We start from the raw sequence: 24,782 nt of genomic DNA on the forward strand, positions 1-24,782 counted from the left end.
ATATACAAAATGTCAAAAAAAATACTTGTTAATTTGTAATATTTTGCTTTATTTTAAATAAAAATCAAGGGTGGTTACCTTTTTGTAAAATAAGGAATATACTCAAAATGTCTCAAATTTTAAAACTATGACACACCATTATACAAAAGTTTCTATTTTTCTTACTCTTTTAGTTGGCTTTTTAGTAAGTACTAAATTTTTAATTTTTAACGTTTCTGTAACAGCTCCCAACCTGAATGGTCTATGTGTGGGAGGAAATTATCAGACATTGGGTAATATAGTAATTACAGAAGTCAATGATAATGACTTCACAGCTACGACCAATGGCAATTTCCTAAGACTACAAATTGCAGGAAATTTTGAATTTGAACCAGGAATTGGAACAGTAAGTGTTGCTAGTGGCGGAGAAGATTTGAGCAATGCTTCTATCACAGTTTCAACCAATCAAGTTGTTATTTTTTATGATGCAGATGCCTCTGATCAGAATGATGTAATGACTATCTCTGGATTGAGGGTAAGAGCTACTACTGCTGCGGGTGCTGGTTCTATCCAAATGACTGGTGGAGCTACTATCACTGGTATTACACTAAGTAGCACCAATTTAGCTACTTTTGCAAGTGTAGCAGCTCCAAATGTAACACTCACAGATGATGATGCTGATAATATAATTTGTGCTGGTACAACAGTGAATTTTCAGGCAACGGGAGCTAGTAATTATGAATTTTTTGTTAATGGCAATTCTATTATTACAAATGCAACAGGTTTGTTTTCTACATCTACCTTAAATAATGGTGATGTAGTAAGTGTAGAAGGGACAAATGCAGGTTGTAGCTCTACAAATAGTAGTGGAGTATTTACTGTAAATCCTTCTCCATTTGTTGTTCTCACTAGCAATGATGTTGATAATACTATCTGTGCAAATACTTCTATTACATTTACTGCTGCTAGTAACGGAACTACTTTTGTTTTTAGAAGAGGAGCTACTATATTGCAATCTGGAGGCTCAAATGTATATACAACCTCAGCAGCAATTACAGGAAATTATACTGTTGAAGCAAGTATAGGAGGTTGTTCTGTTACCTCTAGTATAATTAATTTAACGGTTAATTCATTACCTGATGTAGGGTATAATACATCAGGTATGACATTATCTTATTCAGATACAGAAACCACAGGAAAACCTTTGCGAGGATTTACATTTGGAGGAACTTTGGGAGGAGTTTTACAAGGTTCAGGAGTAGGTAATTACTCAGGTCCTGGTGTAGTAGGAGAATTATTTTTTCCGAATGCGGCTGGAGTTGGAGACCATACTATTTCTTATACTTACACAGATGCAAATGGATGTAGCAATTCAGCTTCCATTATTATAGAGGTGTTCTCTTCAATTGATGCCATCAGTTTACTTGAAAACTCTTATTGTGATGGTGTTGGCATCCAACCTTCAGGAGCACCAACTTTAACTCCTAATACATCAACCGTTTTTATACCATCTGTGACTCTTACAAGACTCACATTTAATCCAATGGTAGGATTTCAGATATATACAGCAACCTTCAATAGAGTTGGACCTTTGACTTATGCTATAACAGGTCTAGGTATAATGGGTTCTCCAGGTTCTTATAAAATCAATACAAATGCCTTGGTTTTAGACTTGAATTATTCTATTACTGTTGAGGTAGATTATACATGTGCAAGTGGTGATTGTTCTTTCTTTACGGGAGGTGGTGTTGGATCTTTATACAAGTATAGAAGATTTAAAACTACTCGCAGAAAATCTAATCCTAATGTAAATTTTACGGGTATTTTCCCTGGACAAAACATATGTTCTGATGTAACTACTATTCCTTTAAATGCTACAAATACTCTCTCTTCTGGAGGTACTGTTGCATTGCCTGCTATAGATGGGGATTATTTAATAAGTAGAACAACTAATCCAGCTGATTTCTCTGTGGCTTCAAATAGTGTTATTAATCTTACTACTAAAGTATTTAATCCATCAGCTTTACAGGGGACAACTGTATCAGGGATTGCCATTCCTAATCCTATTACTAGTACTCAAACTTTATACATAAAATATAGATATCAAGATGCAGATGGTTGTATAGGTGAAACAGTTCCAAGATCGTTTTTTTTAACACCAGTACCAGTACCTACTTTTTCTGGTTTATTAAGCAATTATTGTCAAGGAAGTGCTATATTAAATCTAACACCATCATTCAATATTACAGATGAACCTTTTAATATTAATAATGGATACTTCACTATTAAAAATAGTCTCAATGTTTCAGTAAGAACGTTCCCTTATGGAATTACATCACTAAACTTAGATGTACCTGCTTTATCTCCAGCAGACAATTACTCTGTTGTTTACTATTATAAAACATCTGCAGGATGCGAAGCTGAAACAGCTCCACAATCATTTAATATAAAACCAACTCCAACTGTAGATTTTACGGGTTTAAATGCAGCTTATTGTAGAAATGAAGGAAATAGCACATTGAGTGCTTCAGTAAATGGAGTACCTGAAGCAGGAGGGGTATTTAGGATACGTAGAACAAATCCTATTGCTAATGCAACAGCATTTGAACTGTTGTGGCCTGATAGAACATTTCGCCCTCAAAACCCTTTACCTTCTATAACAGGTACTTTGCCAGGTACTTATGAAATTGAATATACATTTGCACAAACATACCCTGGTCCTGCAAGTTGCCAGAATGTAGTTTCTAAATTTGTAACTATCAATGATTTACCTGTTCTGGATTTTGACTTTCCAGCATCTAATCAAACAGGAGTTACTACAGCAGCAGTTTGTAGGGATGCAAATTCAATTGCCTTAGATCCATCAGTGAGTCCTAATGCTCTAATCTCTGCAAATGGCAGATTTCTTATCAATAGAATTCAACCTCTTCCAGCTCCAATGATAAACCCTTTCACTTTAGCATTTGGACTGAATACAATAGATTTTGGATCATCACAGTTTAATATACCAACTAATACTAATGATGTGTATGTATATGAGATAGCATACATTTATACAGATGGTAATGGTTGTTCAGATACATCTGCTATTAAAACACTTACAGTAAATCCAAGTCCAACAGTTAGCCCTGGTGATATAACAATTACCAATAGATGTTTAGGGGATATTACTCAATTTACCGTAAATTATTCACGACCTATATCATCTTATGAGTGGTCAGGTACAGAAATAGTAAATACAACAACAATAGCCAATACATTTTCTGTTGCTTATACTACTACAGGAGTAAAAAATATCAATTTAACCATTACTAATCCTGAAGGGTGTAAACAAACAGTACCATTTTCAATAGAAATAAAACCAAAGCCTCAACCAAATTTCTCATTTTTAGGACAATGTTTAGGTTCTCCAACTCAATTTACAGATCAAACAATTATTGTAACAGGTGGAGACCCCATAGTTGCCTGGGCATGGGATTTTGGTGATGGTAATACGTCCACTCAACCAAGCCCACAACATACATATACTTCTGCAGGTGTGTATAATGTAGCATTGACTGTTCAAACAAGTAGTAATTCTGATGTAAGTTGTCCTGTTACTGTGAGTAAACAAATAGTTATTTTTGAGCAAAATAATCCAACAACAACAAGTCCATATATTGAAAATTTTAATACAGACAATGGAGGATGGACGACAGGACAAACAAGTGCTGTATTAAGTTCATGGCAACGAGGGAACTTAGTGGCTAATAGCGGTAGAATAGTTCCTAAAGATGGAGCATTTTGGAGAACTTTTATTGGTGCTTCTAATACAGAGCAATACAAAGATTTAGAGCAATCTTATTTGGAAAGTCCATGTTTTGATCTTACAAATTTAGATAGACCCTCCATTAATTTTGATTATTGGTCGCATACTCGTTTTGGACAAGATGGTGTGGCTGTTTTATATACAATTAATGATGGTGTAAGCTGGGATGTTTTAGGTGCTGTTAATCAAGGGGTTGAATGGTATAATGCTGCTGGTATCACAGGCTTGCCAGGTTCTGGAACACCAAGCTTGCCTAATGGAACAGTAAGAGGATGGTCTGGAGATACACAAACAGAATGGAAAACGGCTCGTTTTGTATTGGATCAAGTAAAAAATCAAGCTGGTGTAGGTGGTAAGGTACGTTTCAGAATAGTTTTTGGAGGATTAGGTTTTCCTGCGGATAATACAGACCGTTATGATGGATTTGCATTAGATAATATCCAAATCAGTAGCCGTAATCGTAAAATATTGCTTGAGCACTTTACCAATGCAGGAGCTCCTGAAGTAGGTGCGGAAGATAGCTTTATCAATAATATAGCGAATACTCAAGTTGAAAGTATAGATATTCGCTACCATGCAGGTTTCCCTAATCAGGATGACCCATTCAATGAAGATAATACAGCAGACCCTAGTGCAAGAGCATTGTTCTATGGAGTTTCTCAGATACCTCGTACAACAAGAGATGGAGAAACTTTTACAGCAAAATATTCTACAATAGACCCTTTATTGATTGAGTATCAAAAACGCTCTTTGAAACCATCTCCTTTTGAAATCAGTATAGCTTTTGGTAATAACCCTGTTGAACTTTTGAATGTAGGGGCTAGTGTTCGAGCTGTAGAAGATTTTAACAAGCCTATTATTGTAAGAATGGCTGTTATTGAAAAACAAATTGATGGTAATGTAGTTGGTTTGGCAGGCAATACATTTAGAAATGTTGTAAAAAGATTGCTTCCAGATGCTGCAGGAGTACGAGTGAATACTGTTTGGACTAAAAATGTTACTCAAACTACGGTTAATCAATCGTATAACCCTTTAGGTTTCTACAATAAAAATCAAATGGCAGTAATAGTATTTATTCAAGATGAGACTACAAAAGAAATATATCAGGCTGCTTATGCTGAACCAACAACTATTCCAGGTGGTATAACATCTATTGAAGATCAATTGAATGATCAAATATTCTTGTATCCTAATCCTGCTAAGGATAAAGTATATTTAAAAACTCAGAATTTAGGAAAACTAACCTATCAAGTATATGATGGATTAGGCAAAATTGTGGCACAAGGAGAGTTTAATGAAGACAACCATGAGTTTGATATTCAGAAGTATGCAAGTGGATTATATATGATTCGTTTGGTAGATAGTAAGGGAAATATGGGTAATAAAAAATTAATTATTGCAAGGTAATATAGATATAATAATAGTTAAAAATAAAAAGGGTATATGCATAGCATTTACCCTTTTTTAATTGAAAATAATTGAAAAAAAACTGAAATTTTTATGGAATTTTAGTTAACCTTACATCTATACAAATAAAGACTCTTTTATGAAAAATTTGTTTCTAAGGCTGGGATTAACACTTTGTTGCTTCTTTGCCTATTTGCAACCTAACTACGCACAAACCATGTACGAAAATCTTTGGAAAAAAGTAACTGATGCAGAAAGTAAAGGGCTACCAGAAACAGCTCGTAAATCTGTAGAAGAAATTTATCAAAAAGCTAAAACCGAAAAAAACAATGCTCAGCTTGTAAAGGCTGTGATTCATCGGCTCAAATATTTTGAAATTAAAGAAGAAAAAGATTTGGTAAAAGCGTTAAATCAGCTTAAAGAAGAAGCTGAGAAAGCAGAAATGCCTACTAGGAATGTATTGTATTCTATGCTTGCTGAAATATATTGGAAATACTATGAAGAAAACCGTTGGCAATTTAGTGGGCGTACTAAAATGGCTGAAAATAGTGAAGACTTAGAAACTTGGACATTAGATAAAATTGTAGAAGAAGTAAGAAAATATTATACACTTTCTCTGCAAAATACAGATGTACTACAAAGCACTAAAATTGACATATTTGATGAAATTATTTATAAAGGCTCTACAAGTGCAAGAAAACTACGTCCTACTTTATACGACTTTCTTGCTTGGAGAACTCTTACCTTTTATCAGAACACTGAACCAGAGGTAACAAGACCAGCCTATTATTTTCAAATCAATGATAAAATATATGCCTCAGATGCAGAAAATTTTATAAAAACTGAAATCAAAACAAAAGATGAAGAAGCTTTTAAATTTCAAGCTCTGAAAATCTATCAACAACTCTTAAAACTTAATCAAAATAACGAAAGTATTTTTATTCAAAATGATTTAGCAAGACTCAAGTTTGTGCATAATCATTCTGTTTTGCCACAAAAAGATGAATTATATCTACAGGCTTTAGAAAATTTAAAAAAGCGTTATAATCAAAATTCACAAGTTACCTTTGTATATCATGCCATGGCTGAATATTGGTATGGACAAGGGCAAAAATATAGCTCAGAGAAAGGCAATCAGCACCAACAAGACTTGAAAAAAGCCTATCAAATTTGTGAAGAAGGAAGTAAGTTATTCCCTACGTCTGAAGGGGCTGTCAGCTGTATGTCACTACAAACAGCTATCAAACAAAAGTCTTTGAGTGTACAGATGGAACAAACAGAGCCTTCACAAACTTACTTTAAAGCTTTGTTGAGTTATAAAAATTTAGAAAAAATTCATTACAAAATTGTAAAAGTAAATAGAAAAGAAGTTAGAGAGCAACGTAAAAAACAGTACAAAGATTATGATGACTATGAAGAGAAGAAGTTTTTAACCTATTTTTTAGCTAAAACTGATTTAAAAAAAGGAGCTTTTGATTTGCCTACACAACAAGATTATCAAACACATCGTACTGAAGTGCCTTTTGAAGGCTTACCAACAGGAGATTATATGATATTGATGAGCGAGGCTTCTGGGTTTAGTTTGAGTAAAAATGTGGTAGCTTACGCCTTTTTTACTGTTTCTAATATGGCTTATATTCATAAAAATATGCCTGATGGCACAACAGAGTTTTATGTACTCAACAGGCAAACAGGTGAGCCAATTGCAAATGTTAAAGCGGAAGTTTTTGCTTATGAGTACAATTCAAGAATAGGGGATTATGAATCTATCAACAAAGGAAATTTTACAAGTGATAACAAAGGTTATTTCAAAATACCATTTATTTATGAAACAAGAAGTGGATATAAGTATAGTGTAGGAAACTTGACAGTTAATTTTATTGGTCAGAATGATTATGTATCTACAGATGATGTAGATAATCGAAGTTATTATTCAAGAGGCTCATTATACCAAAGTATTTATAGTGAAGCTCAAGCATACAATTATACACATTTCTTTTTAGATAGAGCTATTTATAGACCAGGGCAAACAGTTTACTTTAAAGGTTTGGTTTATGAAAAAAAAGGAAAAGAAAATAAAATATTGCCCAATAGCTCTGTTACAGTTACATTTTATGATGTAAACAGTCAGGTTGTAGAAACCAAACAATTCACAACAAATGAATATGGCACATTTAATGGTTTTGTAATAGCCCCAAAAACAGGGCTTACAGGACAGATGCGTCTGCATTCATCTGTTTCTGGAGATACCTATTTTTCTGTAGAAGAATATAAACGCCCTAAATTTGAAGTAAAATTTGAGCCATTTAAAGGAGCCTTTCGTTTAGGTGACCAAGTAACAGTGGAGGGTAAAGCTCAAGCTTATTCAGGTGCAAATATTGATAATTCTCAAGTAAAATACAGAGTTGTCAGAAAAGCATCTTTCCCAAATTGGTGGTGGCGTTGGTATGGTTATTACCCTGATTCTCCAGAAATCGAAATTACCAATGGAGTTAGCCAAACAGATGCTCAAGGTGTATTTAAAATCAATTTTGAAGCAATACCTGATTTGAGTGTGGATAAAGCCAGCGAACCAACTTTCAACTATACAGTTTATGCAGATGTTACAGATTTAAATGGTGAAACACGTTCTTCTGAAACAGTTGTAAAAGTAGGTTATAAAGCTTTACAAATAGGGACTAATATCCAAGATATCAAACAAGACGACTGGCAAAATAAACCATTTGCTATCAAAACAACCAATCTGATGGGTGAATTTGAGTCAGCAAAAGGTGAAATAAGAATTTATAGACTTAAATCTCCTAAACAAGCCTATAAGAAGAGATTTTGGTCAAAACCTGACCTTGTAAGTATTTCAAAAGAAAACTTTGAAAAAATGTTCCCATTGGAAGCTTATAATAATGAAGACAATATGGCTTTTTGGGAGAAAGATAAAGAAGTTTTTGATACAAAATTTGATACCAAAGACAAAAAAGAGTTTGAAATCAGAGATTTGAAAAAGTGGCAACAAGGTGTATATCTGCTTGAAATGGTAAGTTCTGATAAATTCGGGCAGGAAGTAAGAGAAAAAATGTATTTCAATGTGATTTCTGAGAAATCTAAAAACATGGCTTATCCAAGACACTTGCAGGCTATTTCTCTTAAAGACATTCATGAACCCAACGAAAAAGCTGAAATTTTACTTTCTGGTTCAGGGAAATGGAATACACTTTATCAGATTGTTTTGGATAAAGATGTATTAGAAACACAATGGATAAATTTGAACGATGAGCAAAAAACGCTTGATATACCTCTTAAAGAAAACTATAGAGGAGGGATTTATGTACTTGCTACAGGTATCAGAAACAATCGTTTATACACACAAAATGTATTTGTAAACATTCCTTATACCAACAAAGAATTAGAAGTGGTTTTTGAAACATACAGAAATAAACTTCAACCAGGTGAGCAAGAACAATGGAAACTGCGTATCAAAGGTAAAAAAGCTGATAAAGTAGCTGCTGAGATGGTTGCTACACTTTATGATGCTTCTTTGGATGTGTTCAGACCGAATGTGTGGGATATAGATTTTTGGGGAAATAATGCTCTTTGGTCTTCTTGGGGTAGTAACAATGGTTTTGAACAAATTTCTTTCAATATCAAAAATTATGGATGGGATAGCTATTATTATGCTTACACCTATGATTATGATGATTTGAATTGGTTTGGATATTCTGTAAGTTATTACCAAAGAAGATATTATGATAGAAAAGTATATCGAAGTGTAGCTAAAAAATCTAAAAGCAAAGATGGTAATGTGGTAGAGGTAGAAGAATCAATGGATATGGAAGCGGATAAGATGATGGCAGGTTCTCCAGGGGAACTTAAAGCTGAAAAAGCTATTACTGCAACAAAAGCAGATATAGGTGAAAAAGAGAGTAGTATAAAAGGTGGTGAGAAACAAAATAGGCAAGAAGGTAAAAAAACTAAACCAGAAGATTTAGGAGATGTAAAAGTTCGTAAAAACTTTGCAGAAACAGCATTTTTCTATCCAGATTTAAAAACCAATGAAAATGGAGAAATCATTGTGGCGTTTACTGTTCCTGAAGCTCTTACTCGCTGGAAAATGCTAGGTTTTGTACATAATAAAGAACTTGCTTATGCACTTGCTCAGAATAGTCTTGTTACCCAAAAAGATTTGATGGTTGTACCTAATCAGCCTCGTTTTTACAGAGAAAATGATGAAATGGTATTTGCTGTAAAAGTGACTTCTTTAGCAGAAAAAGAGCTACAAGGACAAGCCCAAATAGAGTTTTTTGATGCTATCAACAATAAAAAAGTTAACATTCTTGCAAGCAACGAAGCTCTTAGAAGCTTCACAGCCAAAGCAGGACAAAGCATCAATATAGAATGGAAAATTAAAATACCAGAAGGATTACAAGCTCTTACTTACAAAGTAGTAGCGAAAGCAGGTAATTTCTCTGATGGTGAGGAAATGACTCTTCCTGTGGTTACAAATAGAATGCTTGTAACAGAAACAATGCCACTTCCTATTCGTGGTAAACAAGAAAAAGAGTTTAAATTTGAAAAACTCATTACCAGTGGAAGCTCTAATACTTTAAAGCATCAAAGATTTACATTAGAGTTTACCTCAAACCCTGCTTGGTATGCTGTACAAGCATTACCATACATGATGGAGTACCCTTATGAGTGTGTTGAGCAAACTTTTAGCAGATATTATGCAAACTCTATTGCAACACATATTGCTAATAGTAATCCGAAAATCAAGCAAGTATTTGACACTTGGAAAAACTATCAACCTGAAGCTTTGCTTTCAAATTTAGAGAAAAATCAAGAGTTAAAATCGGCTATTTTAGAAGAAACACCTTGGGTACTTAATGCCAAAGATGAAAGTCAACGCAAACGCCAAGTGGCATTATTATTCGACTTAAACAGAATGGCATCAGAACAAGCTGCTGCTCTTGAAAAAGTTCGTAAACATCAGCTTTCCAGTGGAGGTTTTACATGGTTCTTGGGCTTCCCTGAAGACAGATACATGACACAGCATATTATTGCTCAAATGGGACATTTAGACGTGATGAAGATAAAATCTATTCGTCAAGATGCAAAAACATGGGATATGATTCAAGATGCAATTCGTTATGCAGATAGAATGATTGACGATGATTATGAACGCCTCAAAGCTTGTGTAAAACGTGGACAATGTAAATTTGAAGATAATAACCTGGGTTATACACAAATACAATATTTGTATGCAAGAAGTTATTTCAAAGACATTGCTATCCCTAACTCAAGTAAAACTGCATTTGACTATTATTTAGGACAAGCAAAAAAATTCTGGCTTTCTTATCCAATTTATACAGAAGGTATGTTAGCACTTGCTTTGGATAGATTTGGAGATAAAGTAACTCCACAAGCCATGATTAAATCGTTCTCAGAAAGAGCTTTAAATTCAGAAGAATTTGGAATGTACTGGAAACAAGACAGAGGCTATTGGTGGTATCAAGCTCCTATTGAAACACAAGCTTTGATGATTGAAGTATATGATGAAGTAGCTAAAAATCAGAAAGCTGTGGAAGACTTGAAAGTTTGGCTTTTGAAACAAAAACAGACTCAAGATTGGAAAACCACAAGAGCTACATCAGAAGCTTGCTTTGCTCTTCTTCGTAGAGGCTCTGATGCACTTGCAAGTGAGCAACTTGTAGAAGTAACAATTGGAGGTGAAAAAGTTAGACCTTCAGAAGCTACTGAAACCAAAGTAGAAGCAGGAACAGGCTATTTCAAAACTGCTTGGAATGCAGAACAAGTGAAACCTAGTTTTGGTAATATCAAAGTTCAGAAGAAAGATGATGGTGTGGCTTGGGGTGCTGTTTACTGGCAATATTTTGAACAATTGGATAAAATTACGTTTGCTGAAACTCCTTTGAGCATTAAAAAGCAACTCTTTATTGAAAAGGACTCTGACAAAGGGAAAATTCTAGTTCCTATCACAGACAAAAATTCAATCAAAGTGGGTGATATGATTAAAGTAAGAGTGGAGTTGAGAGTAGATAGAGATATGGAGTATGTACACATGAAAGACATGAGAGCAGCAGGTTTTGAGCCAACCAATGTGATTTCCAGCTATAAATATCAGGATGGTTTGTGGTATTACGAAAGTACCAAAGACATGGCTACAAACTTCTTTTTTAGCTACTTACGTAAAGGAACTTATGTTTTTGAATATCCGCTTAGAGCTTCAATCAAAGGCGATTTCTCAAATGGTATTACAACCATTCAATGTATGTATGCTCCTGAGTTTACAAGCCACTCAGCTGGTATAAGAGTAAAAATAGATTAGAATTGATTAAATACACTTAATTATAAAAAAGGGCTAAAAGCCCTTTTTTATTTTATAGTAGCTTGTTTACGGAATAGTTTTCTATGTAATAACGAATTAATCATAATTATTCTTGAATAAAAACTATTATTAATAAAAACATTTATATCAAAAAAAATATCAAAATGTAGTGTTATTTGTCTTTAGTTTTTTTTTTATTTTTACTGAGAATTATATCAAATTATAATAATATGAAGAGCTGTTTTCTGATAATATTTTTATATAGCTATAACCTCAAAAGTATTTTTGCTCAAACAGGACCAGGAGGTGTAGGGGCATCTACCAACAATATTATTTGGCTTGATGCAAACAGAGGTGTAACACTTACTGGTACAAGTGTTACAAACTGGGCAGACCAATCAGGAAATGGTTTTAATGCTGTACCTAGTAGTGTAAATGCAAGACCTACATTTGTAGCAAACTCTGTCAATTCTTATCCTTCCATAGATTTTGATGGTACAGATGATCAACTATGGATAACTGATAATGCAATATTAGACTTAACACAATGGCATATTTTTATTGTTGTAATAGCAGATTTACAAAAAAATTATAATGCTTGGCTTGTCAAAGGTAATGATGTACAAGAAAACTATGAAATGCTAAGTTATAATGATGGTAATGTACATATGCCTCATTTATATACAGATGCAACAAGAACAGGACCTAGTTCTGCAGCAGGACAGGTAACAACTACTGAATTTAATATTATTGAATATTCTTATAATGCTACAGTTGGTAGAGATGTATATAAAAATTTTGGTTCAATTTATACAGATAATGAAAATAAAACGCCTTCTGCCAATAATTTTGATTTATATATTGGAAACGAAAGAAATACAACAGGGCGTTTTATCAATGGAGATTTGGCAGAGGTCATTATGTTTAATGCTCCAATCAATTCAGCCCAACGTATAATCGTAAATAATTATTTAGCTGCAAAATATGGTAGAACACTTACAGCTAACGATTTATATGATGAAGATGATGTAGCTTCAGGAAATTACGACCATGAAGTAGCAGGTATAGGAAGGGTTGATGCTAGTAATATTCAAAATAACTCACAAGGGACAGGTATTGTTACAATATTGAACTCTGTGGGATTGGATGATAACGAATTTTATATATGGGGGCATGACAATGCTCCTGCTGTAAGGTCTGGTACTAGTCTGGATTATCCTGCTGGGGAAGGTTTACAGGGTAGATTTTCACGTATATGGCGAGGCTCAGAAACAGGAAGTATCACAAGCTTTGATATACGTTTTAATTTAAGTGGATTGGGACCCGTTACAGCTTCAGATTTGCGTTTGTTGATAGATACAGATAATGATGGAATATTTTCTGATGAAACAGTTGCTGGAGGTGGAGTAGTAGCAGGAGCTACATTTGTGGCTGGTACTACTTATCAGTTTTCAGGAGTTACTGGACTCAACAATAACATTCGTTTTACAGTTGGTACAATTAATATTGCACAAACGCCATTACCTATAGAACTTCTTAATTTTGAAGCTACTTATAAAAATGATGAAGTTCATACTGAATGGCAAACTGCATCAGAAATTAATAATCACTTTTTTACAGTTGAAAAAAGTAATGATGGTAAAAGTTTCTCTGCCATAGGTGTTGTAAATGGAGTTGGTAACAGTTCAACAATAAAAAAGTATACTTTTATAGATAAGGAGCCTTTTCAGGGAATATCATATTATCGTTTAAAACAGACTGATTTTGATGGAAATTCTAAATATGCTAAAATAGTTTCTATCAATAACTTAGAAGATAATAAGAATGATATAAAGATTTACCCAAATCCAAGTAAAGGGGTATTTTATATAGAAAATTTGAATCAAGAAATAACAATTTTTAATGCATTGGGGCAAAAGATTTTAAATTTAAAAATTAGTCAGAACTCTTCAAAAATTGATTTGACAGAGCAATCAACAGGAGTATATTTTATTGAATATAAATTGAATAATAAAATTCAATACAAAAAAATAGTCATTCAGAGATAACACAAAAGCCTCTAAAATTGGAGGCTCTTGTGTTATTTAATTCCTTAAGGCTTTGCATAAAAATCTGCTACATTGTTTGTGTATTCTACATAATCTATTGGATAAACACGCTGAAAAACACTTGGGTTCTTTGCATTTTTGGGAACTAAGAGCAAATGTGTTTTATTATTTACTTTATACACATCTTCTGTCTTTACTCTACGACTATCAAAGGGGCTATTAAAATAATATAGATAATGTGGAATGAAACTCATATAATTAGCTGTTTCAGATTCGCTGAAATCGCCTTTGATGTTTACAAATTTAAAAGGCTTTTTTTCAATAATAGCACTTTGGAGCTCAACAGCATTAAGTGGTGTATTATTTAGAAAAGGTATAGCATTAAATTGAGCATCAACCATAACCCATTTTTGATAATCATTTAGCCAAACTTCTGCTAAAACATGCCCTGCTCCATACTTGGTTTTTTCTACATCACGAGTCATTAAACCTAATGTGCGAGCAGGTAAGCCAATAGCATTGAGGCAATTTCGAAGTACAATCCCATATTCAACACAACGAAACTTTTCGCCTTTCTTTACTCGTTCCAAAATTTCTATGGGGTTGTTTGTTTTTGCATTATTCCATCCATTGTGTTCCCATTGCTGGCGTACCCAGTTTAGCACACGTAAGACTTTTTCATATTCATTTTTTGAGCCTGCTACAAGTTCTGGGATTTTATACTCGATATTTAAACGTTGTAAAATAGTATCATTTTCAACATTTGGATAAAAAAAATGATATGCGTTATTGTGAGGCGTATTTGCAAATTGAATGGCACTGATTTTTTTACTTGGGCTTATATGAAAAATTGTAGCACAGGAATTTAGTATCAGTAATGAGATAATCAGAATTGAAATTTTTTGCATAATTTTAAAATATTTAAACTTTAAAATAAGGACAATATTTTTTCTAAAGGTTGCATCAACAATATCAATTTTTAAATTTAAAAAGATTATATAGACTTTTTAGCAAACATTAGAAATTCATAATTGAACAGTAACTATATATGAAAATTCAGTTAATAGGAAAAGTTATAGCAAGTTTAGAGCCTAATACATTGGATATTTTGATAGGAGCAGAGCAAGGTTTGTTGGATGGTGGGCATATTAGAAGAGTAAACAATCAGATGCTACCATCACATTTAAGAATACCCAATACAAAGTTGTGGATTTATATAGAGAACAGTGAAATTGTAAAAACAGAAGCTTTTGAGCAAAAATAAATAAAGAAAAACGACAAAAGCCTCCAATTTTGGAGGCTTTTGTCGTTTGAGACGAAATATTATGAATTAAGCATAATTGCTTAACATCAAAGGCATAAGGAGCATCAATGTATCTGTATTTTCTTCTTTTTCGCTTGGTAAAATAATACCTGCTCTGTTAGCAGCCGAAAGCTCAAAATTAACTTCTTTAGTTGGAACATTAGAAAGCATTTCAATCAAGAATTTAGCATTGAAGCCAATTTCTATTTCTTCACCTTGATAGCTACAAACTAAGTTTTCAGAAGCTTCATTAGAGAAATCCAAGTCTTCTGCCAAGATTTGAAGATTATCGTTAGAGATTTTCAAACGTACCAAATAAGTATTTTTATTGGCATAAATAGAAATACGGCGTAAAGAAGCTAGTAAATCGCCACGAGAAATCACCATTTTATTAGGATTGTTTGCAGGAATAGCATTTTCGTAATCAGGGAAACGCTCATCAATAAGCCTACAAATCATTTTAGTATCTCCAAAGTTGAAAAAAGCATTTGATTTGCTAAACTCTGTTTCTACAATAGTTTCATCGTTGGGCAATGCCGATTTCATTAAGTTTAGGGCTTTTTTAGGAATAATTACACCCAATTTTTGAGAATTTTTAAGATCATCTCTTCTGTAACGAATCAGACGGTTACCATCTGTTGCTACAAAATTGGTGTAATCTTCTCTCAAATCGAAATATACACCTGTCATAGCAGGACGTAATTCGTCATTGCTTGTGGCAAAAATAGTTCCTCCAATTGCTCCAAACAAGGCTTGAGCCGAAACACTCATTTTTGAAGAAGCGTTGGTAGTGGGCACTCTTGGGAAATCTGTTGCATTTTCGCCTGCAAGCTTGTATCTACCATTTTCAGAGTGAATTTCTACAACAAAAGTATCTGAATCTATTTCAAAGGTAACAGGCTGTTCAGGAAGGCTTTTGAGTGTATCTAAAAGAATTTTAGCAGGAATAGCAATATGAATATCTTGATTAGCGTCAACAGGCAAACTGGTAATCATGGTGGTTTGTAAGTCTGATGCCGTAATCGTTAATTTGCCTTCTTTGAGTTCAAACAAAAAATTTTCTAAAATTGGCACGATTGGATTGCCACTCACTACACCACTGATAATAGAAAGTTGCTTCTGTAACGCTGAGGTAGAAACCGTAAATTTCATATAGAGCTAAAGTTTATAATATTGCTTCAAAAGTCTGCAAATTTAAGAAAAAAACGCAGTTTAAAAACTATATACACGAAATATTTTTTGCTAAAAATATTGAAAACCAAAGTTTTTTTGATTTAAAAATGCATAATGTCAAAATGTCTTATTTTTACAAACTTTGTATAATTTAAAATGACAATGTGTCTTTTTTTGTTATAAAAACATGCCATATTGTTCAATTTAAGGTATTGGCAAAGAACTTGTAAAATACTTTACAACAACTAAATATTTAACCTCAAAATTTTAAAGTTATGACACTCATTAGAAAAACAAACTCATTCTTTCCTGCTTTCTCTTCTATGTTTGAGGATTTCATGAATGATGAGAGAATTTTTAAAAATACAGGAGTTACTCAAGTACCTGCCGCAAACATCAAAGAAACTGAAGATGGTTTTGTAGTTGAGCTGGCTGCTCCTGGTAAACAAAAAGAAGATTTCAAGATAGAATTAAATCACAATGTATTGAGTGTTTCTTCTGAAAGTAAAATAGAACATGAAGAAAAAGATGAAAAAGGGCGTTATACTCGTAAAGAGTTTAATTATAGTTCTTTTCAAAGAAGTTTTGTGCTTCCTAGTAGTGTAGAAGCTGATAAAATCTCAGCTAATTACGAAAATGGAATTTTGAATATATCTATTCCAAAAAAGGAAGAAGTAAAGAAAAAGCCTGTTAGAAATATAGAGATAGTGTAGTTTTTCACAGTTAATATAATTTCAAAACCTCAAAAAATATTTTTTTGAGGTTTTTTCTTTAGGTATATCCAACTAATATTTTCATAAAAAAAAGATGCCATTTCGTAAAAAATAACTCTGGAAAGATTTTTTTATAATTATTTTGCTTTCAGAAAAAAATATGCTAATATTGGCTATTGCCGATGCTTTTCGGTGTTAAAATATTTTTCAACTAAAAAACGCAAAATATTATGGGAATCTTTGGAAGAATTGGAGATATCTTCAAAGCAAACATCAATGACCTGCTTGATAAAGCAGAAGATCCTGAAAAAATGATAAAGCAGATGGTGTTAGAAATGCAAGAATCTATCACCAAAGCAACTTCGGGTTTAGCACAAGCAATGGCTCAAGAAAAAAAATTGCAAAGAGATTATGAAAAATTTGTGGCAGCTTCAAGCGATTGGAAGAATAAAGCAGCACAAGCATTACAAGCAGGAAATGAGGACTTGGCTCGTAAGGCATTGGCTAAAAAGGCTGAAGCAGACCAACAAGTAACACAATATCAACAATTGTACGAAAATGCAGCAGCTACAGCTTCTACATTGAAACAACAAGTAGATAGCTTAAAGTTAAAATTAGATGAAGCTAAGATGAAAGAGCAAACCTTGATTGCTCGTAATCAGGCTGCAAAAGCTCAAAAAGAGATTGCTAAACAAATCGGAGGTTTCGATTCTAACTCTTTTGCTAAATTTGACAAGTTTGAAGAGAAAATTTTGAAAGCAGAAGCAGAAGCAAATGCTTTTATGGAAATGTCTAATGATAAAACAAGCTTAGATGATGAGTTTAAGGCTTTAGAGAAAAACTCTGCTGTAGATGATGAACTCGCTAAATTGAAAGCAGAACTTAACAAATAATCAAACTTTACACGTTTAAACCCATAGACATATGCCCAAATTTAAAGTGATTAAAGAAGGTATTAATGAAGGTCTTCTCACTTCTACACAAGCGAAAGTAGAAAAATATATTCAAGAACTTTTCCACGATTATGAAGTTGCTAAAGTAGAAAATACTTACAGTTTCGCATTTGGAACAGTCAATGTAAATATCCGTATTATTGGTTGGCATACAGAGGATGTACTGGTTGAAGTATATTCTTATCTAGCAGAAAATGTTGCTGTAGATGGTAAAACTGCTGAAGAATTGTTGCGTCTGAATGCAAGCATGCATTTTGGTAGCTTCGGTCTTACATTTGATAGAGCTGTAATTTATTCATACTCTTTGGCAGGTGCGAACTTAGACTTCAATGAGTTTATGGCTGCTGTGCAAACTGTAGCTACAGTAGCTGATAGCTATGATGAAATGTTTAAGCCAAGCCCTCAGCCTGCTTAGTACCTACCCCACATATTATAAGCAGATGGTAACCTTATCATCTGCTTTTTTTACAACTAAATATTCAATTTTCACTTAAAATAGATACACAAATGGTATTTTTTATAATCGGAATTGTTTTAATTGGAGGAGGTGTTGGGCTTTGGTTTTATAGAAAAGGACAATTAGATAAGGCTCTAAACATTCGTTATCAAGAAACTACTACTGCTAAACTGATTTGGGAGAATTACGACCATATCAAAGATGCCGTAGGAACAGGAAATTATACAGAAATTGTAGAAGTAAAAGGAATGGCTGTTGCTCAGAAACCCCTCATTGCTGACCATACAGAAAAACCTGTAGTGTACTACAAAGCGACCATTCTAAGAGAATATGAAACTCAAGAGAAAGAAACAGATAGCAATGGTAACTCTCGTTGGGTTACACGCAGAAATACTGAAACAGTTTCTACCAATGAACATGCCATTCCATTTTATATAGATGATAACAGTGGTAAGCAAATAAGAGTAAATATGGAAGGGGCAAAGAAAATAACGCAAAAAAGTTTAGATAGATTTGAAAGAGAATTTTCTGATAATTATCTACAACAAAATAAAGATACTTCTTGGGGTGGCCAACTGATGAATTTTTTAGGAAGCTCTAATTTTGGTTCTTCCAATACTATTGGCTACAGATTGATAGAGGAATGTATTCCTATCAATGCTCAACTGTATGTGTATGGTGAGGCTTCTGATAGACAAGGGGAATTAGCGATTTTAAAGCCCAAAGAAAAAGGGCAAAACTTTATAGTTTCTGTAAAATCTGAAGAAGAATTGGTTGAAGATACTCAAAGTGCAGCCAAATGGTCTTTGATAGGTGCGATTGCTTGTGTAGTTTTGGGTATTGGTTCTATTGTTTGGGGGATTCTGCAATAAACAAATATCTAATATTTTTCACAGAAATTTATTGTTTGAAAAAAGAGAAAGGAAAAAAGAATATTGAAACTCTTTCTTCCTTTCTCAAAGACTTTGCCAATTCATACATAATATTTAATATCCTCTTGCGAGCGTTTCTGCAAATAAAGCATAACGCTCTTCAATGCCTATTTCTTCAATGAGTAGTATGCCATAGGCTGGTAAAAGCACATCAGAATCTATTTCAAATAGTTTTTTGCCTTTTTTAGTAAAAACTACTTTGTTTTCTTTTAAGGTAGCTTTACCCAATTCTATGTTCTTATGACGAACTAAAAGCTCATCTTTTTGAACTCTGATTTCAAACAAATTTCTATCAAAGTTTTCTTGAGTAATTTCAATGGATTCTGAACCCATTTTTACAGCCCAAAGAGCCCTGTTGTCGTTTGAGAAGATTTTATAGCCTTTTGCATAGTTTTTGGTACTGAAAATAAGAAAACTATCTTTGGCTATTTGGTATTTTCTTGTGGTAGTGTTTGATTGCTTGGCAATGATGACAGTACTATCGGGCAATACAATGCTAATAGCATCATTTTTTAAAAACTGAATTTGCCCCAAAAAAGCACTATCAGCTTTGGGTATAATGGGTTTTTCAAAATCTTTGATTTTGGGAGTGTACTTTACAGCTTTTTCTTCGGTTTTTTTGCTATCTTTTTGCTTGGAGTTAGAGCAAGAAACCATGATACTCACTACAAAAAATAAGAAAATATAACGCATAAAATATAATAAGATAGTTGTTTGATTGAAAGCAAATATACTATTTTAAAACCTCTATCCAACCATTGCATTTCACCCCTGAAGGAGAAATAATGAGATAATAATACAAGCCATTTACAACATCTTTTCCCCAATCGTTTTTGTAGTTGTCAGATTTGAACATTCTTTTACCCCATCTGTTCCATATTTCTACTTTAGAACCTACTTCTGCAATTTCAAAAGTATCATTGATGCCATCATTGTTGGGTGTAATGGCATTGGGTGGTTGAATAGGAGGGGCTGGTATGCTGACGGTTTTCTTCACAACTGTATTACAACCATTAGGATTGAGAGCTGTAAGCATAACAACATAATCTTTGTTGGGTTCTTTATAAATATACTCTTGAGGATGAGTACCTTCTAAAATAGTGCCATCACCCATATCCCAAGTGAATCGTACAAATTTGGCTGTATCCAAAGTTGTAGGCAAACTTAGTTGAACACGATAGGGGGTATTACAATCTTTAAGAAGTTTGAATGTAAAATCGGCAGTGAGTACAGGTAATACAATAACTTTTACTTTTTGATCTATTCTACATTTATCATTAATAAATGTTACAGTATAATTAGTTGTTTGTGTTGGGGAAGCAATTGGATTGGCAATATTAGGATTACTCAAGCCTGTTGTGGGTGTCCATTGATACGAATTTGCTCCACTGGCTTGCAACTGTATGCTTTCACCTCTACAAATCTGTACACTATCATTTGTTTGAAAATTTGGAATAATGATATTGATATCTTGAATAGCTTGATCTGTTTGATTACAATTGGTTACACTCAATCTGATTTTATAATTTCCAGCAACAGTGAAGGTATAACTAAAGTCTTTTTGAGTATTTTGAGAAAAAATAACATTATTACCAGCATCTAAGATTTCCCAAAGAAAATCATCAGCATCCAAACCTGTAAATTTAAACAATAATCTTTTCTCGCAAGTTTCTGTACCTGAGTTGATTAATTGTAAATTTTTAGGGTTCAACATATCAAAGTCAGCACTAACATTGAGTTTAAATTTGAAAACGGCATTGTTGCAATTGCTACTATTATTGGTTGCTGACCAAGCCCCTGCTGTTGTTGGGAAGCCATTGGTAGCTCCACAAGAAGCACAAGTAGAATGATAAATAATACCATTTTTTGCAAATCGACTGGTACCTCCATCTACATGGTCGCCTACTTCATTATTAGCATTTTCGCCGAAAAAAGTACCATATAAGAGTCTTTCCATATTGCGTTTATAAACGGCAATGTAGAAATCGCTACCTGTAGCAGTAGTAGGTCTGTAAGCATCAGAAGTAGTAGGCATGTTGGTAATTCGACCACTACTTGTTCCACTCAAAGAACCTTGATTGCTACCACCCCAGCCTGCAATATAAATATTGTTACAATTACTTTCAGTAACTACCAAAAAAGCTGTTGGAGAAATATCAGGATTGCCATCTCCTTGCCCAATGCGTGTACTCCAACGGCTTGTTGTTAAATCAGGGCTAATTTTATGAATAAACTGCCCACTATTGGGATTATTATATACACCAACTGAAATAGGATAATTCCCAAATGTTTGCCCAAAAGCATAAACTTCTTGATCTGAGTCTAAATCAATAAAAAATGCCATATCAGCAGCACTGGTACCCAAATAAGTAGTAGAAATCAGCGTTCCTGTAGCATCAAATTTTGCTATAAAACCGTCATCATTACCCAAAGCAGTTGGATTGAGACTACCTGTTGTAGCAGGTAAATTGTTGCTATTAGTTCCCCCCCCCACAAAAACCTCATTGGCTGAGTTTGTTTGAATAGATAGAGCAATATCTAGACCATTTCCACCAAAGTATTGTCCCCATGTGATATTGAGTGTATTGTCCATTTTTATTACCAAACCATCGGATACACCAGTCAAGGTATTTGTTCCTGTAAGTACAGGTATTGTAGCAGAACGAGTGGTAGAAGCGATATAAACATTATCAAGAGCATCTACATATACATCTCCTCTCAATTCATCTCCATAATTATGAATAGTTGTTCCTCCAGAGGGTTTTAAGCCATCATTTCCAGTTCCCCCAATCATACGAGAAGCGTTGAGTGTGCCATTTGCATTGAGTTTGGTTACAAAAATATCACTACCATTATCATACGAAATACCTACCACAGTAGATAAAGTTCCTCCCTGAAAAGAACTACCTAATGTGGTTGGAAAATTGGTTGAACTAGTTGTTCCAAATATTAAAAGTCTGTTTTGGTTATCTACCACTAAACTATGTGGGATTTCAGAACTGCTACCACCAATAAAAGTTAGCTGTTGTAATGTAGTTCCTGTAGGGTTATACTTAAATATACCTACATCAGTAAGTCCACCAAAACCACTACTTGGCGAGCCTATAGTAGTAGCTCCTGTGAAATTGGGAAAATTTAACCCAAAAAGTGTAGAGCCAGAATATAAGTTTTCAGCAGCATCAAAGGTGGCAGTATTGCCCCAATTGTCTGATGAACCACCCGAATAAGTAGAAAAAACAAGTTCAGGGTCTATGATAAGTGGATGATTTTTGTTATAACCTTTTGGAAAAGAAAAACTTATGATGTTATTTTGAAGTACAAAATTGGTTTTGACTTCTACTTTTTTCTTGCCAATGATTTGATAGCTGACAGGTCTTTTCTCATAAATTTTGCCAACAGAAGTACTAATTTCGAGTGTGCCATCAGGCAAAATAGTTACTTGATCTGCATAATTATAATGCAGTTTTATCTGATTTGGATTAGCGTCTTTTTCGACTGTAATTTCGTATTTAAGAGATTTACCTTTTCTAAATAAATGATAGCTAATGCCTTGATATACATTTGGATAATAAATTTCTTCAAAGCCTTTTACATCACTTGCCCAATTACTTTTATCTCCTACATAATAATGATAATTTGTTGGGACTACTTTTTTTGATTGGACACTTACAGGGTTTGCTCCCAAAAATTCTACCACAAAACTATGAGCTTTTAAACCATTTTCTTTTTCATAAATGGCATATTCAGGATTATTTTTGTAAACGTCTTTATGTTTCTGATAAGCCAAAGCCTTACCATCATAAAAACTATACTGAAGAGCATTGTTATAAACAAATAAAAAGCCTGAAGGTAAATCGGCTCGAAAACGGATATCTTTTTGCCATTGATTTTTGTTTTCAATAAACGAAATTCCTTGTGTTTGCGTTTGATTAGTATGTTGCCCAAAAACAAATAAACATACAAAAATAGATATAAAAGTAAATGTGAGTTTCAGCATAACACGAAATGTTTATTCTACCTACACGAATTTATAGATAATTTGTATAAAATCAATATTTTACAAACTTAAACTTTCATAAAACTACAATGCAACGCATCAAAGGCATTCCTTTCTCTGAAACAAAAGCATTTTCTAAGATTTTTTTAGACTATATCACACAACAAGATTCTTTAAAAGAATTTTATCAATATTCACCTACCATAGAAAGTTTTGGAGAAATCTTGAAGAAAAAACAATTTTCAGATGCTCAAAGAAATAATTTGCAAATAGCTCTAAAAGAACAATATAAAAATCTTAAAATCTCTGAAAAAACGCAAAAAAATATAGAATTACTCCAAGATGCCAAAACATTTACGGTAGCGACTGCTCATCAGCCTCTTATATTTTTTGGAGAGCTGTATTTTGTATATAAAATACTGACAACCATTAAATTGGCAAATAGCCTTAAGGAAAAGTTTCCTGAATATAATTTTGTACCTGTTTACTGGATGGGTTCTGAAGATCATGATTTTGCAGAAATAAGCCATTTTAGGCTTTTTGGTAAAAAATATCAATGGGAAACCACTCAAAAAGGAGCTGTGGGAAGAATGAATTTACAGGGAATAGAATCTCTTCTTCAAGAATTACCTGAAAAAATAGAGTTATTTGAAACTGCTTATACAAAGAATATAAGTCTTGCAAAGGCTACACAATGGGCTGTAAACGAATTATTTGGAGATAAAGGTATAGTTGTAATAGATGGGGATGATACAACACTAAAGAAAAATCTGATACCAATTTTACAGAATGAATTAAGGACTCAAAAATCAGGACAAATTGTTCAAGAAGTATCTGGAAAATTAGAAAATTTAGGTTATAAAGCACAAGTAAATCCAAGAAATATCAATTTATTTTACTTGGATGAAGATTTAAGAGAACGAATAGAGTTTGTTGATGGTAAATATCATGTAGTAAATACAGATTTATATTTTTCAGAACACGACATTCTACAAATAGCAGAAGAAACACCTGAAATGTTTAGTCCCAATGCTGTACTCAGACCTGTTTATCAGGAACTTAGTATTCCAAACTTGGGTTATGTTGGTGGACCTGGCGAAATAGCTTATTGGTTGCAACTCAAAAATGTTTTCAAATATTTTGAAACACAAGGTGCTGATAATCTGCAATATCCTATCTTGTTTTCTCGTACATTTGCTTTGATGGTACAAGGAAATCAGCAACAAAAAATAGAAAAATTGGGCTTAACCATTGAAGATTTATTTTTAGATGAAATAAGCTTAAAAAAATATTTTGTGGAAAAAAACTCAACCAACGATTTTCACTTGAATCAAGAAATGGAAGAGTTTAAAGAGGTATTCAAAAAAATTCAGCAAAAAGCTCAACAAATAGACAAATCGTTGGAAGGAGCAATAGCTGCTGAAGAGCAAAAAACGCTTAAATCTTTAGATAATTTAGAAAAAAGACTTCAAAAAGCAGAAGAACGCAATCAGGAAACACAAGTTACACAAGTTTTGGGTATAAAAGAGAAATTATTTCCTAATGGGGCATTGCAAGAGCGAACAGATAATTTTTTAAACTTTTATCTCAACGACTCTCAATGGCTTGATAATGTGTATCATTTGATAAATCCTTGGGATTTTAATTTTCAAGTTATAGGGCTTTTTTAAAA

At 33.3% G+C, this 24,782-nt stretch carries 11 protein-coding genes and 2 pseudogenes; 9 read left to right on the top strand and 4 right to left on the bottom strand.

Translation table 11 applies throughout. The features are described 5' to 3' along the window. Positions 1-127: 127 nt before the first annotated feature. From AD998_05485 to AD998_05495, 3 genes are all read left to right on the top strand, one after another. Positions 128-5,194, top strand: a complete 5,067-nt coding sequence (locus AD998_05485; GenBank protein ID KOY85676.1) for a hypothetical protein — start codon at positions 128-130, stop codon at positions 5,192-5,194. 139 nt (positions 5,195-5,333) lie between these two features. Then, positions 5,334-11,534, top strand: coding sequence for a hypothetical protein (locus AD998_05490; protein ID KOY85677.1), 6,201 nt, complete (start codon positions 5,334-5,336; stop codon positions 11,532-11,534). A gap of 230 nt (positions 11,535-11,764) precedes the next feature. Then, positions 11,765-13,582 (top strand): hypothetical protein, encoded by a 1,818-nt coding sequence (locus AD998_05495; GenBank protein KOY85678.1) that lies wholly within the window; start codon positions 11,765-11,767, stop codon positions 13,580-13,582. Between the two features lie 44 nt (positions 13,583-13,626). On the opposite strand, the pseudogene AD998_05500 reads toward AD998_05495, so the two are convergent. Beyond that, a pseudogene (locus AD998_05500) lies at positions 13,627-14,334 on the bottom strand (hypothetical protein). 296 nt (positions 14,335-14,630) lie between these two features. Between AD998_05500 and AD998_05505 the strand changes: the two are divergent. Further along, entirely contained in the window at positions 14,631-14,846 is a 216-nt protein-coding gene (locus tag AD998_05505) for a hypothetical protein (GenBank protein ID KOY85679.1), read from the top strand. Positions 14,847-14,912: 66 nt separating this feature from the next. Here AD998_05505 and AD998_05510 read toward each other — a convergent pair whose 3' ends face one another. After that, positions 14,913-16,037, bottom strand: a complete 1,125-nt coding sequence (locus tag AD998_05510) for a DNA polymerase III subunit beta (protein KOY85680.1) — start codon at positions 16,035-16,037, stop codon at positions 14,913-14,915. Positions 16,038-16,333: 296 nt separating this feature from the next. On the opposite strand from AD998_05510, the gene AD998_05515 reads away from it, so the two are divergent. The 4 genes from AD998_05515 (at position 16,334) to AD998_05530 (ending at position 19,053) form a co-directional block, all read left to right on the top strand. Continuing rightward, positions 16,334-16,771, top strand: coding sequence for a hypothetical protein (locus AD998_05515; protein KOY85681.1), 438 nt, complete (start codon positions 16,334-16,336; stop codon positions 16,769-16,771). Positions 16,772-17,001: 230 nt separating this feature from the next. Beyond that, positions 17,002-17,664, top strand: coding sequence for a phage-shock protein (locus AD998_05520; GenBank protein ID KOY85682.1), 663 nt, complete (start codon positions 17,002-17,004; stop codon positions 17,662-17,664). Positions 17,665-17,695: 31 nt separating this feature from the next. Continuing rightward, on the top strand, positions 17,696-18,139 hold the full coding sequence (locus tag AD998_05525; protein KOY85683.1) for a hypothetical protein: 444 nt from the start codon (positions 17,696-17,698) through the stop codon (positions 18,137-18,139). 92 nt (positions 18,140-18,231) lie between these two features. Further along, a complete protein-coding gene (locus AD998_05530; GenBank protein ID KOY85684.1) occupies positions 18,232-19,053 on the top strand; it encodes a hypothetical protein in 822 nt (273 codons plus the stop codon). A gap of 114 nt (positions 19,054-19,167) precedes the next feature. Here AD998_05530 and AD998_05535 read toward each other — a convergent pair whose 3' ends face one another. Next, positions 19,168-19,806: a hypothetical protein gene (locus AD998_05535; GenBank protein KOY85685.1), complete on the bottom strand. Its 639-nt coding sequence runs from the start codon at positions 19,804-19,806 to the stop codon at positions 19,168-19,170. 544 nt (positions 19,807-20,350) lie between these two features. After that, a pseudogene (locus AD998_05540) lies at positions 20,351-23,017 on the bottom strand (hypothetical protein). A gap of 182 nt (positions 23,018-23,199) precedes the next feature. On the opposite strand from AD998_05540, the gene AD998_05545 reads away from it, so the two are divergent. Continuing rightward, complete coding sequence (locus tag AD998_05545; protein KOY85686.1) at positions 23,200-24,780, top strand: bacillithiol biosynthesis cysteine-adding enzyme BshC; 1,581 nt, start codon at positions 23,200-23,202, stop codon at positions 24,778-24,780. Positions 24,781-24,782 lie beyond the last annotated feature (2 nt).

This window comes from bacterium 336/3, assembly GCA_001281695.1.
In the GTDB taxonomy this organism is placed as follows: Bacteria; Bacteroidota; Bacteroidia; order Cytophagales; family Thermonemataceae; genus Raineya.